The organism is Duganella zoogloeoides (assembly GCF_034479515.1).
Lineage (GTDB): Bacteria > Pseudomonadota > Gammaproteobacteria > Burkholderiales > Burkholderiaceae_D > Rugamonas > Rugamonas zoogloeoides.
In genome coordinates this window covers 1,298,459-1,311,495 of sequence record NZ_CP140152.1, presented here as the reverse complement: position 1 = coordinate 1,311,495, position 13,037 = coordinate 1,298,459, and the positions used below count along the sequence as shown (strand labels likewise).

General features: G+C 63.5%; 14 protein-coding genes. 7 read left to right on the top strand and 7 right to left on the bottom strand.

The window, feature by feature from the left end:
- Positions 1 to 188: 188 nt before the first annotated feature.
- Together SR858_RS05795 and SR858_RS05790 are read right to left on the bottom strand one after the other, a co-directional pair.
- Positions 189 to 2,108 carry a chemotaxis protein CheA gene (locus SR858_RS05795; protein ID WP_019922673.1) on the bottom strand — a complete coding sequence of 640 codons (1,920 nt, stop codon included), beginning with the start codon at positions 2,106 to 2,108 and terminating at the stop codon, positions 189 to 191.
- Positions 2,108 to 2,941: a protein phosphatase CheZ gene (locus SR858_RS05790; protein WP_019922674.1), complete on the bottom strand. Its 834-nt coding sequence runs from the start codon at positions 2,939 to 2,941 to the stop codon at positions 2,108 to 2,110. Before SR858_RS05790 ends, SR858_RS05795 begins: the two co-directional genes overlap by 1 nt.
- Positions 2,942 to 3,302: 361 nt before the next feature.
- Here SR858_RS05790 and SR858_RS05785 point away from each other — a divergent pair, with 361 nt between their 5' ends.
- The 6 genes from SR858_RS05785 (at position 3,303) to SR858_RS05760 (ending at position 7,808) form a co-directional block, all read left to right on the top strand.
- Positions 3,303 to 3,785 carry a universal stress protein gene (locus SR858_RS05785; RefSeq protein ID WP_019922675.1) on the top strand — a complete coding sequence of 161 codons (483 nt, stop codon included), beginning with the start codon at positions 3,303 to 3,305 and terminating at the stop codon, positions 3,783 to 3,785.
- 79 nt (positions 3,786 to 3,864) lie between these two features.
- Positions 3,865 to 4,509 carry a response regulator gene (locus SR858_RS05780; RefSeq protein WP_026637433.1) on the top strand — a complete coding sequence of 215 codons (645 nt, stop codon included), beginning with the start codon at positions 3,865 to 3,867 and terminating at the stop codon, positions 4,507 to 4,509.
- A gap of 281 nt (positions 4,510 to 4,790) precedes the next feature.
- A complete protein-coding gene (locus tag SR858_RS05775; RefSeq protein ID WP_019922677.1) occupies positions 4,791 to 5,585 on the top strand; it encodes a Crp/Fnr family transcriptional regulator in 795 nt (264 codons plus the stop codon).
- 227 nt (positions 5,586 to 5,812) lie between these two features.
- The gene (hemP, locus tag SR858_RS05770) at positions 5,813 to 5,986 is read left to right on the top strand and encodes a hemin uptake protein HemP (protein ID WP_373922135.1); all 174 of its coding nucleotides are present in this window, start codon (positions 5,813 to 5,815) and stop codon (positions 5,984 to 5,986) included.
- A gap of 114 nt (positions 5,987 to 6,100) precedes the next feature.
- Entirely contained in the window at positions 6,101 to 6,439 is a 339-nt protein-coding gene (locus SR858_RS05765; protein ID WP_019922679.1) for a hypothetical protein, read from the top strand.
- Between the two features lie 16 nt (positions 6,440 to 6,455).
- Positions 6,456 to 7,808: a DUF2325 domain-containing protein gene (locus SR858_RS05760; protein ID WP_019922680.1), complete on the top strand. Its 1,353-nt coding sequence runs from the start codon at positions 6,456 to 6,458 to the stop codon at positions 7,806 to 7,808.
- 63 nt (positions 7,809 to 7,871) lie between these two features.
- Here SR858_RS05760 and SR858_RS05755 read toward each other — a convergent pair whose 3' ends face one another.
- From SR858_RS05755 to SR858_RS05735, 5 genes are read right to left on the bottom strand one after another with little or no spacing between them, the layout of a single operon-like run.
- Entirely contained in the window at positions 7,872 to 9,236 is a 1,365-nt protein-coding gene (locus SR858_RS05755; protein WP_019922681.1) for a sulfite reductase subunit alpha, read from the bottom strand.
- Positions 9,233 to 10,270, bottom strand: a complete 1,038-nt coding sequence (locus tag SR858_RS05750; protein WP_026637436.1) for an FAD:protein FMN transferase — start codon at positions 10,268 to 10,270, stop codon at positions 9,233 to 9,235. The genes SR858_RS05755 and SR858_RS05750 overlap by 4 nt, the downstream gene beginning before the upstream one ends.
- Positions 10,271 to 10,275: 5 nt before the next feature.
- Positions 10,276 to 11,100, bottom strand: a complete 825-nt coding sequence (locus SR858_RS05745) for a DUF4198 domain-containing protein (RefSeq protein ID WP_019922683.1) — start codon at positions 11,098 to 11,100, stop codon at positions 10,276 to 10,278.
- Positions 11,101 to 11,122: 22 nt separating this feature from the next.
- Positions 11,123 to 11,638 carry a DUF2271 domain-containing protein gene (locus SR858_RS05740; RefSeq protein WP_019922684.1) on the bottom strand — a complete coding sequence of 172 codons (516 nt, stop codon included), beginning with the start codon at positions 11,636 to 11,638 and terminating at the stop codon, positions 11,123 to 11,125.
- A 27-nt stretch (positions 11,639 to 11,665) separates the two neighbouring features.
- On the bottom strand, positions 11,666 to 12,349 hold the full coding sequence (locus tag SR858_RS05735; RefSeq protein ID WP_019922685.1) for a PepSY-associated TM helix domain-containing protein: 684 nt from the start codon (positions 12,347 to 12,349) through the stop codon (positions 11,666 to 11,668).
- A 186-nt stretch (positions 12,350 to 12,535) separates the two neighbouring features.
- Here SR858_RS05735 and SR858_RS05730 point away from each other — a divergent pair, with 186 nt between their 5' ends.
- Positions 12,536 to 13,033 (top strand): pyridoxamine 5'-phosphate oxidase family protein, encoded by a 498-nt coding sequence (locus SR858_RS05730; RefSeq protein ID WP_019922686.1) that lies wholly within the window; start codon positions 12,536 to 12,538, stop codon positions 13,031 to 13,033.
- Positions 13,034 to 13,037 lie beyond the last annotated feature (4 nt).

Sequence of the window (13,037 nt, the reverse complement as noted above, 5' to 3'; positions counted from 1 at the left end):
CAGCCTGTGTGAGTGATGCTGTTTGATTATGCCATAGTGTGCAAATGGAAAGCAGCCGCCGGAGGCTGGCCTCGTGAGCCCGCGCGGTTCCGCCTGTTCCTGCACTGCCTGTGACTCCTGAAAAAATTCTGTAAAAAAAAAGCCTGCGTGGACGCAGGCTTTTGATGTTGCTGGCTTGGTCTACCGACTCAAGCCGCCATGCGTACACTACCTCGACAACCATCCATTAGGAACGATAGGCCTACCACCAGTACCAGTTCGCCTTCGGCCGAACGCGCGGTACCGGTAATGCCCTCGACGGTAATCGCGGTCATCGGTTTAATTACCAGGTCGGCCGTGCCGTCCACCGCTTCCACGGCCAGGATGTATGGCTGTGGTGCAGCGACAACAATACCGACCTTCTCCCGGCAGCTTTCGTAGCCCAGCGAGTCGGCCAGCGAGCGCACCGGCAGTGGCCGGCCCTGGTCCTTGAGGACCGGGGCGCCGCCCACTTCCATGAACACTTCCGGCAATTCCACCACGCGTTGCACCACCGCCATCGGCAGCGCCAGCGCTGCACCGGAGGTGGACACCAGCATGGTCGGCACGATCGACAACTCGATCGGCAGGCGGATCGAGAACTTGGTGCCCTTGCCCAGGCCAGACTCGATGTTGATCGCGCCACGGTTTTTCTCGACCGCGGTTTTCACCACGTCCATGCCCACGCCACGGCCCGACACGCTCGACGCCACTTCCTTGGTCGAGAAGCCCGGCAGGAACACCAGCTGGTAGCACTCCTCGGTGGTCAGGTTGGCCGATTCGCTGATCAACCCTTTTTGCTGCGCCTTGGCGCGCAGCATCACCGGGTCCATGCCCTTGCCGTCATCCTGCAGCACGATCATCACGCTGTTGGCTTCCTGCCACGCCTTGAGCGAAATATACGACTTGGCGGGCTTGCCGGCAGCTAAGCGATCGGCCGGCGACTCCACGCCGTGATCGAGCGAATTGCGCAACATGTGCACCAGCGGATCATACAGGCTGTCCACGACCACGCGATCGACTTCGGTCTCCGCGCCTTCGATGGTCAGTTCCACTTCCTTGCCCAGGTCCTTGGCCAGCTCGCGCACCAGGCGCGGGAATTTCTGGAACAGGCGCCCCACCGGCTGCATGCGGGTCGCCAGCGTGGCGCGCTGCAACTCGGTCGAGTAGCGTGACGCCCGCTCCAGCGTTTCCGCCAGCGTAGCCATCAGGGTCTGTGCCTGGCCCTCGAATTTGAACTGCATCAGGCGCTCGAGCAGCACGGCCGCCTGGTTGGCAGCCTGCACCGATTCACCCGCCACTTCGAGCAAGGCATCCAGTTTAACAGCATCGATGCGAATCGACTCTTCTTTGGCGGGGGCGCTCTGCGGACGTTCGTCGCGTTTCTCCGGCGCTTCGCGGCGCGCAGCAACTACCGGCACCACTTCAGCGGTGGCGGCGACCGGCGCTGCAACAGCCGGCGCTGCAACGGCAGCCACCGGTGCGGCAGCCACAGCCGGGCCTGCAACGGCGACCGCCGGACGGGTATAACTACCGGCCGGCATCACTGCTTCGTACATGGCTTCCCAGTCGAGGCCGTCCGGCGACGCGGTGGCCACAGGGGCCACAGGGGCCACGGCGGCCGGCGCAGCAGCGACCGGCGCCACGACAGCCGCCGGTGCCGGAGCAGGTGCTGCAACCGGGACGGCAACAGGCGTGCTGTCGGCCTTGCCGGCGATGGCGTCGTTGAGCAGGCTTTCGAGGTCCTGCGGCAGGGCCGGCAGGCTGCCCGGCTCGGCGCCGTTGTTCAGTTCGGCCAGCTGGTCGGCCACGAAACCGGACGCTTGCAGCGCCGCTTCGATCGCCAGCGGCGTGACGGGCGCGGCGCCGGTGCGCAGCGCGTCGAACAGGTTTTCGGTCAGGTGGCAAGCCGTCACCATCGCCGGCAGGCCCATGAAACCGGCGCCACCTTTAATGGTGTGGAAGGAACGGAACACCGCGTTGAGGGTTTCCTTGTTGTCAGGATCGCGTTCGAGCGCCAGCAGGTGCTCTTCCACGTTGACCGCAAGATCCATCGCCTCGACGACGAAATCCTTGAGCATATCGTCCATTAGAACCCCAGATCGGCAAGCAGGTCGTCCACGCTGTCCTGGCTCAGCGCCACGGTCGGCGTCGATGGACCAGTCATCAAGGTCACTTCCTTCTGGGCGATTTTTTCGCGCACGTCAGGTGGTGCGTTGTCGCGCAGCAGTTGCGCCAGTTCCGCCTCGACGGTCTTGGTGATGATCACCACTTTCTTGATCAACTGGCCGGTGATGTCCTGGAAGTCCTGTGCCATCATGATTTCCAGCAGGCGGGCTTTCTCGGTTTCGGTAGCGGCCGAGACGGCGGCGGCAAACGCTTGCGAATCGCCGGCCAGTTGCTTGAACTGGTCCAGACTCAGCTTGCCCGCGAACAGGTCGGCCCAGCGGTTTTCCATGTCTTTCGACTGCTTCGACAGCGTGTCCTGGTCGGGCATGGCTTCGTCGAGGGTGTTGAGCACCTTGTTGGCGGCCTGCTCGGTCAGCGTGGCGACGTATTCGAGGCGGTCCTGGGCGTCATTGATCTGCGACGACGCTTCGGTCAGCGCCTTGTCGTAGCCCAGTTCGCGCAGCGAGTCGTGCAACAGGCGCACGATGCCGCCCAGGCGTTCGAACATCGGCTTGTCAGTTTCATCGCCCTCGCCGCCTTCGGCAACTGGTGCGGCTGAGACGGGTGCGGCGGCCACAGGGGCCGGCGCCGGCGCGCTTACGGCGACACCGGAAGACACCTGGTCGAACAGGCTTTCCAGGTCGTCTTCGGCTGCTGCGGGAGCCGGGGCTGGCGCTGGAGCAGGCGCGGCTTTCTTGCTTTGGGCGGACACTTCTTCAAATAAGGCGTCGAAATCGTCAGCGGCGTTGGTCATAATCCGTGCTTCTCCATAATTTGTAAAATTGCTGCCCCACGATGATGATGCACGGCAATAAAACACTATCGCGAGTGTAGCAGGGCCGTGCCGGATGTGCCAAACCCGCCACGGCGATTACCGGGACGGCGTCACATTCCGTTGTATTTGGAGATACTATCACCGGATGTCAGCCCAACGGGCAGCTTGTGACACAAAATTAATGCTTGAGTGCAAAAAAAGAAGCTTCAGCCAACACCTTTCAACATTCGGCAGGCAAGTAAAATCGTTATGTTTGAGTATCATCAACTCTTTCCATACTGGCAATAATGTAAATCGCGTCTACAATGCAACTCGTGCTGTCTCTTTCCGGGAGCTCGCCATGTACCGAAAAATCCTGATCACCACCGACGGATCTTCCGTCTCCAGCAAGACCGCCTGCGCCGGCGTCACGTTTGCCGAGCAACTAGGTGCCGAAGTGCTGGTCCTGTTTGTCGCCCCCGCCTACCAGTATCCGATCTACGTGGAAATCATCCCTCCCAGCTATCCGAGCGAGGAAGAATACCGCGCAGCGCTGCTGCGCGCTGGCGAGGAGCACGTACGCGACGTGGTGCAAGCGTGTGCGCGACGCAACATCGCGTGTACCGCGCTGACCACATTTGCCGAAAGCGCCGCGACGGAAATCGTCGCCGCCGGCGTCAAGCATGGGTGCGACCTGATCTTCATCGGTTCACACGGACGCAGCGGCTGGGGCCAGTTGCTGTTGGGCAGTGTAACCAACAAGGTGTTGTCACAATCACGCATTCCGGTACTGGTGCACCGCCTGATCGCCGAGCCCGAGTACAAAAATCAGGACACCGTGTAATTTTTTGTAGTAGCATCATAAGATTACTTCAAACGCAATATTTTTTACTTTCCAACACTTCGCACGTGAGCGGCCCACGATGATCCGAATAGTTATTGCCGACGACCACACGATCATGCGCGAAGGACTCAAGCGCATCCTCGACGGCGCGCCCGACATCGACATCGTCGGCGAAGCGATCGACGGCTTCGAGGTGCTCAGCCACGTGCGCCAGGGCGGCTTCGACCTGCTGATGCTCGATTTGTCGATGCCGGGGCGCAGCGGGGTCGACCTGATCCGCCAGATCAAGGCCGAGGCGCCCAAGCTGGCCATCCTGATTCTCACCATGCACGAGGAAGAGCAATACGCGGTGCGGGCCATCCGCGCCGGCGCCCAGGGCTATCTGACCAAGGAAAGCGCCGGCACCCAGCTCGTCGGTGCGATCCGCAAGGTCGCTTCCGGCCGGCCCTACATCAGCACCGAGGTGGCCGAGCAACTGGCGCTCAACATCATGATGCCCAACGAAAGCCTGTTGCATAAACAGCTGTCCGACCGCGAATTCGAGGTGTTTTCCTTGCTGGTGGCAGGCAAGTCGATCACCGAGATCGCCAACGGCTTGCACCTGAGCGTCAAAACCGTCAGCACCCATAAAACCCGCATCATGCAAAAGATGGGGATGACATCGCTGTCCGAAATGGTTCAATATGCCGTTGCGCATCGTCTGCTGTCGCCGTTCAAAACCTGATCACTCCCCCTCCCGGTAGGATTTCTCCTACAAACCTGCGCACGCTCCTACGCTCATATTCAGCCATTGCTGATATCCAGCCCCGGCCCCTGTTGGCATACTGAAATCACTGTTTCATGCTGCACGGCTACAAGAGTGCCGTGCGAGCCGCTCACCGCTGCTTCAGCCGCAACCGGGCGGCCTTCCATCCACTGTTTCGAATGTGCACACAGGAGCTCACCATGTTGTCAACGCAAGCGTCTGAAATTCGCCCGGTCACGACGACCCTGCAATCGTCGTCGATGGAAGCCGGCCGCCAGCGTCAGGGGCGCCTCTGGTCCAACCTCAAGGAAGTATGCGATTTGCTGCACATTCCGTCGGCGGTGTCGGTCACGACCGAGGAATTGTTGTTCCAGCACGTGCAGTTCAAAACCGGCCAGCGCATCCATACCATCGGCCAGCCGTTCGACACCTTGTACATCGTCAATTCCGGCTTCCTGAAAACCGTGCTGATCGACGAGTTCGGCAACGAGCAGGTGCTGAGCTTTCCGATGAAGGGCGACATGCTTGGCGTCGATGGCATCCACACCCGCCATTACTCGTCGGAGGCGGTAGCGCTGTCCGATTGCGACCTGATCCTGTTGCCGTTCAAAAAACTGACCGCGCTCGGCCGCGTGCACCTGGAACTGGAAAACATGATGTACGGCGTCATGAGCCGCGAGCTGGTGCGCGAACAGGCCATGATCGGCATGCTGGGCGCCCTGTCCGCCGAAGCGCGCGTGGCGCGCTTCCTGGTCACGCTGGCCGACCGCTTCGCCCATATGGGTTATTCGGCCAAGCTGTTCAACCTGCGCATGACGCGCCACGAGATCGGCAGCTACCTGGGCCTCACGCTGGAAACCGTGAGCCGCACACTGTCAGCCTTCAACGAAATCGGCCTGATCAGCGTGGACCAGCGCACCATCGGCATCAAGGATGCCGAAGCGCTGAAAACCCTGCGCCGCCTGCCCCCCTCGCGCACCCGCGCCAAGCAGCTGGCGGCAGCCAAGAGCAAAAACGAAGCAGCCACCCCGGCGCAATTGCTGGCGGCGATGTGAACCGATGTGAACTTGTTGTACGTACCGCGCTCTAACCCAGCCTTGCGCCCGGCCTCCAAGCCGGGCTTTTTTTATGTTGTCTTGGTTTTTTTATCATTTGGCCGAGTTTGCACAAAATAGCGCTTGCATTCCATCCCGCCTTCTACAATAATGAATGCAAATACGAATCATTCTTATTTAAAGGAGAAATGACGATGCCTACCGCCCTGCCCATGACCCAACCCGTAATGAATGTCCGTCCCGCTCCCGCCGTCGTTTCGGTGGTCTCGGCCGTGTCGCCAATCAAGCGTATCAGCAGCGCCGGCCTGATGGATGGTGGTCGCGAACTCGAAATCGAACATGCGGGCCGCGTGTACCGCCTGCGCGTCACCCAGCTCAACAAGCTGATCCTGACCGCATAAGATCACTGTGCGTGAAACCGGGCGCGCCACCGTGTGCGCCCACTCTCCCCTTCGAGTTTGCCAGCCAATGTGCATAGCCAGCTGAACTCTCTTTTTCCGACCCAGGAGCGTTTGATGGCCATAGACCTAGACCGTAGCAATCCGATTTTCCTCGCGCCGTCGCAGGGCGGCCATCATCCCGAGCTGATGCTCTCGGCGGTGCTGCACCTGATGTCGCACTACACGGCCGGCAACGACCACGACGGCGGCTGCGTCAAGCTGGCCTCGGTCATCGAACGCCACCTGAAAGCGCTGGCCAGCCTGCCCGACCTGGCGCCAGTGCTGCGCGCCACCTGCCAGCAACTGCATGAGCAGTGGGCAACAGTCGTCGAACGCAACCTGCAGGAGCAGGACAAGACCAATTTCCTCAGCCGCATCATGGCACGTGCCCGCAGCACGCCTGCCACGGCCTGACGCGGAGCTCATCACCATGTGCGAGAAACACGATCCCCTGGCGGCGATTATTGCCGCCGCCATGCCGCAAATGGCCGGCCGTCCTGCGGCCGGCCCCCAGACCGGCGGGCCGCTCGCGGCCCGGCCGGGCGCCGCACGACCTGGCCCTCAAGCGGAGCCGGTGCAGCAGACCCAGCAGGTGCTGCGTCCCGTCAAACCGGTGATCCACAACGTCGCCAGCGCCAACGCCGAGGCCCAAGCCTCGCGCCGCCGGCGCCTGTGGGAGCTGGGCCATGCCTGCCACTGCCCGCTGGTCGGGGTCGGTTTCCCGCTGGGCGTGCTGCGCAAGCTGGTGGACAAGGTCACCAACGGCAAGGTGCTGGCCGACGACTACGAAGTGCACGTCGGTGCGGTGACGGAATGCGCCACCCGCAACCGCCTGTCCGAGGCGCTGCAAAAGGAACTGGAACGCCGCTACGCCCCGGTGCTGCTGCGCTTCCGCGCCGCCAAGACCACCGAGCAGGTGGCCGACCTGTGGCGCGCCGCCGTCGCTGCCGGCGATGTGGCTGGCGCCTTCTGGGCCGGCCTCACCCACCCGCGTTGCAGCCCCGAGGTGGAAGAGCAGATGTGCCGCGACCTGCACATGGTGCAGCACCAGGCCGGCGCCTGCGTGCGCGCCGACATCACCAAGTTCAACGCCACCTTGCTGGAAAACACCCGCCTGGCACAGGAACTGGCCAAGTCGCAACAGCGCGCCGCCGCCCTGCTGGCGGAAAAAAGCGCCGATGCCGAAAAACACGCGTCGCAATTGATGCAACTGCGCGCCCAAGTGGTGGGCAAGGACAGCCTGGTCGATTCGCTGCGTACCGAGCTCGAGCAATTGCGCGAATCGATCCCGGGACTGGAAACCCGGGCCCGCCTGGCCGACCGCCTGCAGCAGATGGACGAGCGCGAGCGCGCCATGCGCCAGCAGATCGCCGACCTGCGGCTGGAACTGGCGCGCGCGGTGGAAGCACCGGCGCCGATGCCGATCCAGGAGGAAACCCGGCAAGTGGTCGAGCACGTCATGAAAATGCCGCTGCGCCTGAGCGAGCGCGCCGTGCTGTGCGTGGGCGGACGCAGCGGCAACGTCGCCACCTACCGCGAGCTGATCGAGCGCGAAGGCGCACAGTTCTCGCACCACGACGGCGGCCTGGAAGACAACGCCAACCGCCTCGACGCCAGCCTGGCCGCCGCCGACCTGGTGATCTGCCAGACCGGCTGCATCAGCCACAGCGCCTACTGGCGGGTCAAGGACTACTGCAAGCGCAACGGCAAGCGCTGCGTGTTTATCGACAACCCCAGCATCTCGAGCCTGGCGCGCGGACTGGAACAGGCCAGCGCGGACTGATCCTGGCGCACGACAAAAAACAAGCCACCGGCAATCACACCGGTGGCTTTTTTTTATCAGTTCCTAGTACACGTCGCGCCGGTAGCGGCCCGCCGCTGCCAGCGCATCGAGCGCTTCCCGGCCCAAAGCTTCGGCCAGCGCGGCATCGACGCCGGCAGCCATGCCATCGAGGCTGCCGCACACGTAGATTGCCGCGCCATCGGCCACCCACGCGCGCAACTTGTCGGCACGGGCCGGCAACAGGTCTTGCACGTAACGCTCGGCGCCGCCGTCGCGCGACCACGCCAGGTCGAACTCAAGCAGGCCGGCCTGGCGCAGCGCCTCCAGTTCTTCGTGATAATGGAAATCGTGGGCGCTGTTGCGCTCGCCGAACAGCAGCCAGTTGCCGCTCTGCCCGGCCTGGGCACGCGCGCGCAGGTGGCCGCGCAAGCCGGCAATGCCGCTGCCGTTGCCGATCAGGATCAGGCGGCGGCCGGCGTTGCCCTCCAGGCGGAAGCGGCGGTGCGCACGCAGCCGCAGCGACACGGCCTCGCCCACCTGCGCCTGTTGCGTCAGCCAGCCGGAGGCCACGCCATGGCTGCCATCGGCATGGCTGTGCAGCCGCACCAGCAGGTGCGCGCGGCCGTCGGCCGGAATCGAGGCGATCGAATATTCGCGCGGACGGTCGGGCTCGGCCGGGGCCGATATCTGCACCAGGTCGCCCGACTGCCAATCGGCCGCATTCAACGCGCCCGGCTGGCTCAGTTCGAGGTGATAGACGGGGGCGCCGGCGCTGCACGGGTTGAGCAGCCGGCGCTCGGACAAGGTCCACGACTGGTACGACGGCGCGCTCCAGTCCGGTGCGTCGCTGGTACCGGCCAGGTGGCTCAAATGCTGGCGCCACAGGCCGATGGTGGCATCGGCGCTGCGATCGACCTCGATGCGCGGAAACAGGCTTTGCGCCCCCTGCGCTTGCAGCCAGCCGTCAAGCGCGCGGCCGAAGCCGCAAAACTGGTGGTAAGCGCTGTCGCCCAGCGCCAGTACCGCGTAATGCAGTTGCGGCAGCGGCAGCCGGGTCGTCATCAGGCGCCCGGCAAACGCGGCCGCGCCGTCGGGGGCGTCACCCTCGCCATAGGTGCTGACCAGGAACAGCACGCGCTCGGCGCGTAGCAGGTCCTCGGCTTGCAGGTCGGACAATTCGCTCAGTTGCGCCGGAATGCCGGCCAGGCGCAGCGTGGCCACGGTCTGGCCCGCCAGTGCTTCGGCGTTGCCGGTCTGGCTGGCGTAGGCGACGATCCACCCCGGCGCGGCGGCCGCCTTGGCCTTGGCGCGGGCGGCGGCCAGGCGCCTGCCGCGCTCGCGCAAATACGGTATCAGGCATACCAGGCCATAGGCGGCGGCCGAGGCGGCCACCAGCATCAATCGGTTGGGGTCGTTGGTCCAGATCATTCGTCCAGCATGCTGCGTAAATGGGTGCTCAGGTATTCGTGGTAGGTGACATGGCCGTGGTCGATGGTGCGTTCGACGAAGCGCGCTGCCAGCCCTTGCCGTTCGGCCAGCGCCAGGCCGTCCACGCGGCCCAGCACGGTCAAGGCGGTGGACCAGGCATCGGCCGCCATGCATTGCGCATGGACCACCGTCACCGAGGCCAGGCCGTTCGAGATCGGCAGGCCGCTGCGCGGGTCGATGGTATGGGCGTAGCGCTTGCCGTCACGCTCGAAGTAGCGGCGATAGTCGCCCGAGGTGGCCACGGCCAGGCCGTGCAGCGCCAGCACCAGCTCGTCGTTGCTACCCTGCTGCCCCTGCTCCACTTGCTCCAGCGCCACCCACAATGGCTGGCCGTCCGGCTTGACGCCGGCGCCGCGCAACTCGCCGCCCACTTCCACCACGAAGTGGTCAATGCCCTGGCTTTTCAGGTAATAGGCCAGGCGATCAACGCCATAGCCCTTGGCCACGGCCGACAGGTCCAGTTCGATACCGCCGGGCTGGAAGGCGCGCCGCGCCGGCGCCGGCACCAACTGCATGTCCTTGCGCGCGGCGGCCAGTTGCGCGCGCGCAGAGGCGATGGCGTCAAGCGTGGGGGCAATAAAATCGGGGTGATCGAACCTGCCGTGCGGGCCGAAACCCCACAGGTTGACCAGCGTGCCGGCGCACGGGTCGCAGGCGCCGCCACTGGCGCGCGCCACGTCCAGTGCGAACGACAGCACATCGAAAAAGGCGGGCGGCAAGTCATGCCAGCTGCCCGCCGGGGCGCGGTTGAAACGCCCGAGATTGGAATCGCTTTCCCAGTGGCTCATTTCAGCCACCACGGAATCGAGCTGCTGTTGCAGCCCCTGTTGCAAATGGGACACCGTGACAGTCGGTGCAGCCACCAGCCGCACCGACCAGCTGGTGCCCATGCTGCGCCCCGCGAAATCGCGGAGCACACCGCCTGCGGGCGCCGGGTCGTCCGAAATATGATGAGGCAGAATAACCCGGCGCATCACCCTTATTCCGGCAGGATTTCGATGGTGGCGGCGTAGCTGGCGCGGCGTGCAGGCATCTGCGGCGGCTGGCCCGGCTTGGACGGCGTGGCGGCCGGCCAGCTGCTGCTGACCATGTACATTCCGGCGGCCGGCAGTTCGAACGTCAGCTCGCCGTTGGCATCGGTGTTCTTGCGGATTTCGCCCAGCGTGCCGCGATAGCGCACGCCGCCCGGGATCAGGCTCACGCCCTGGTTGGCGGCCGGTTTGCCGTCGAGCAGGAAGCGCCAGGTGGCTTTTTCGCCCGCGCGCAGGTCGTTCGGGTGGGTGACCGGCACCAGTTCCAGGCCCACGCCGGTTGGCTTGAACACAGCCAGGTCGGGTTCGCCGGTGGTGACGAAGGTTTCCAGGCGGCTCTGGGTACGCGACACTTTCAGCTCGGCGGCATCGGCCGGCACGTCCTTGGCGAAGGTCTCTTCGTTGCCCCGGAAACGTTTCATTTCGCCGGCCTTGTCCTTGTAGCTGGCGAACACGTTTTGCGAGACCAGGGCAACCTTGTAGGTGCCAGGTTTTGGCAGCTTGAGGTCGAAACTGTTGCGCAGCTTGCCGTTGGCAACGTTTTGCATTTCCACCTTGCCGCCGTCCGGGCCGGTGATGGTGATGCCGTCGAGCTTGAGCGGCACGTGATCGACATCGAACAGGCCTTCGGACACGGCGGCGTCGATGGTGACCCAGTTGTCGCGGCTCTCGACGATGGTGGACGTGGGCAGCAGCCACGGCTTGTGGGCGTGTGCGGTCATCGTTGCGCCGGCCAGGGCCAGCGCAATCAGGGTCTTGTTGAATTTGTTCATGGGATTTTCCGCGGTTATCCGTTTATGGTTTCAGTTGGACCACGACCGCGCCCAGTTCTTCCTTGCCCTGGCCGGTGGCCTTCTGCGCCGACTTCGGCGGCCATTGCAGCGGCACTTTGACCACTTCGCGGCCGCCCGCTTCGCGCGAGGCTTCCACGAACAAGGTGTACTGGCCGGCTGGCAGCTTGTCCAGGCCAGCCTTGGCGGCCGGGAACGTCAGCGAAATTTCGCCGGGCGCCTTGGTCGCGCCGCTGACGCCGTCGAGCGGCATGGCCAGGTCGCGGCCGGTCTTGCGCCACCATTGGCGCATGTCCTTGAGCCACTTGGTGCCGGCGTTATCCTTCTTGCCCGTGTCGTACAGGACGGCCAGGTTGGTGACCACTTTCTGGTCGGCGTTTTCCAGCCAGGCGGCGATGTACGGGCGGTGGTATTCGGCGACGTTCAGTTGTGGCACATCGATTTTCAGGGCCAGCTCGGCGCCCATGGCCGAAGCACTGGCCAGTGGCAGACTCAGGGCGATGGAATAACGTAATTTCATGGAAGTCCTGGGGGGTTGTAGATACAGTTAGTGGATAAACAGCAAAGCAATAACAACAGGAATCAAAACACCGAGGCCCACCATCGGCCAGGTGAACGGCCGCTTGGCCGCGTGGAACTTCAAAATCAGCAAACCGGTCATGCAAAACACCAGGCACATGACGGCAAAGATGTCGATGAACCAGTTCCAGGCCGTGCCCGTGTTGCGGCCCTTGTGGACATCATTGAGCCAGGAAATCCAGCCACGGTCGGTTTTCTCGAACTCGGCGGCTCCACCCTCGAGCTCGATGCGCACCCAGGCGTCGCCGCCGGCACGCGGCATGGCAAGATAAATCTCGTCGGCCGACCATTCGGCCACACGCCCGCCCGCCTGCACTTTCCAGGTGTCCTTCAGCCATTGCTCGGCGGCTTGCGGCAGCGGTTCCTTGGCGCCATCGTGCTCCTCGGCATAGGTGCGCAATTGCGCTACCAGCGCGGCCGGCGCCGTGGCCTCGAGCCGGGTGATGGTGGGCTTGGCCTCGATTTGCGATGCGTGGTTGAGCGTGATGCCGGTGATGGAAAACAGGAACATGCCCAGCAGGCACAGTGCCGAACTGATCCAGTGCCACTGGTGCAGGTGCTTGAGCCAGACCGCGCGACTGGCTTGGGCGGCACTCGTGGCACTGGTAGCGCTGGTGACGCTGTTGGCAGGGCTGGCGGGTGGTGCACTCAAGGGTAATCCTTCAGGAAATTTAACGTGCCAAGATACACACAAACAGAAATGATAATAATTATCATTTAGGATGTCAATCAACCCGATGTAACTGCTATGTAAAGTTAGGTGTGTACGCTAACGGACATGCCCGCCGATACGGCCTACGCTGAGGCATACACCCTATATTTTCCGTGGAGGCGCATCATGCCGCTGTACTCGCAAGACCAGATCCAGACCATCGCCGACAAGATCAAGGACGTGCGGTTTGGCATGTTTACCACCTGTGACGCCGACCAGATGCTCACCAGCCGGCCACTGACCACCCAGCAGATCGACAACGAAGGCAACCTCTGGTTCTTCACCAGCGACGAGGCCGCGTTCACGCTCGACTTGCCCACGCATCCCGACATCAATATCAGTTTTTCCGACCCCGAGCGCCAGCTCTACCTGTCGATCTCCGGACAGGCGTTCCTGGTCAAGGACCAGGCCAAAGCGCGCGAACTGTGGACCCCGGCGGCGCGCAGCTGGTTCCCCAAGGGCGTGGAAGACCCGCACCTGACCCTGATCCGGGTGCGTATCCAGTCGGCAGAATACTGGGATGCGGGCTCGAGCAAAATGAAGCAACTGGTGCAGTTCGCCAAGACCGCCCTCACCGGCCGCTCGGCAATCCACATGGGCCGCTCAACCACGATTTGCCTGTAACGAA

What these genes read in the sequence shown, in the direction of transcription:
- SR858_RS05795 (WP_019922673.1), bottom strand. Translation starts at nt 2,108, where the DNA reads ATGGACGATATGCTCAAGGATTTCGTCGTCGAGGCGATGGATCTTGCG.
- SR858_RS05790 (WP_019922674.1), bottom strand. Translation starts at nt 2,941, where the DNA reads ATGACCAACGCCGCTGACGATTTCGACGCCTTATTTGAAGAAGTGTCC.
- SR858_RS05785 (WP_019922675.1), top strand. Translation starts at nt 3,303, where the DNA reads ATGTACCGAAAAATCCTGATCACCACCGACGGATCTTCCGTCTCCAGC.
- SR858_RS05780 (WP_026637433.1), top strand. Translation starts at nt 3,865, where the DNA reads ATGATCCGAATAGTTATTGCCGACGACCACACGATCATGCGCGAAGGA.
- SR858_RS05775 (WP_019922677.1), top strand. Translation starts at nt 4,791, where the DNA reads ATGGAAGCCGGCCGCCAGCGTCAGGGGCGCCTCTGGTCCAACCTCAAG.
- hemP (WP_373922135.1), top strand. Translation starts at nt 5,813, where the DNA reads ATGAATGTCCGTCCCGCTCCCGCCGTCGTTTCGGTGGTCTCGGCCGTG.
- SR858_RS05765 (WP_019922679.1), top strand. Translation starts at nt 6,101, where the DNA reads ATGGCCATAGACCTAGACCGTAGCAATCCGATTTTCCTCGCGCCGTCG.
- SR858_RS05760 (WP_019922680.1), top strand. Translation starts at nt 6,456, where the DNA reads ATGTGCGAGAAACACGATCCCCTGGCGGCGATTATTGCCGCCGCCATG.
- SR858_RS05755 (WP_019922681.1), bottom strand. Translation starts at nt 9,236, where the DNA reads ATGATCTGGACCAACGACCCCAACCGATTGATGCTGGTGGCCGCCTCG.
- SR858_RS05750 (WP_026637436.1), bottom strand. Translation starts at nt 10,270, where the DNA reads ATGCGCCGGGTTATTCTGCCTCATCATATTTCGGACGACCCGGCGCCC.
- SR858_RS05745 (WP_019922683.1), bottom strand. Translation starts at nt 11,100, where the DNA reads ATGAACAAATTCAACAAGACCCTGATTGCGCTGGCCCTGGCCGGCGCA.
- SR858_RS05740 (WP_019922684.1), bottom strand. Translation starts at nt 11,638, where the DNA reads ATGAAATTACGTTATTCCATCGCCCTGAGTCTGCCACTGGCCAGTGCT.
- SR858_RS05730 (WP_019922686.1), top strand. Translation starts at nt 12,536, where the DNA reads ATGCCGCTGTACTCGCAAGACCAGATCCAGACCATCGCCGACAAGATC.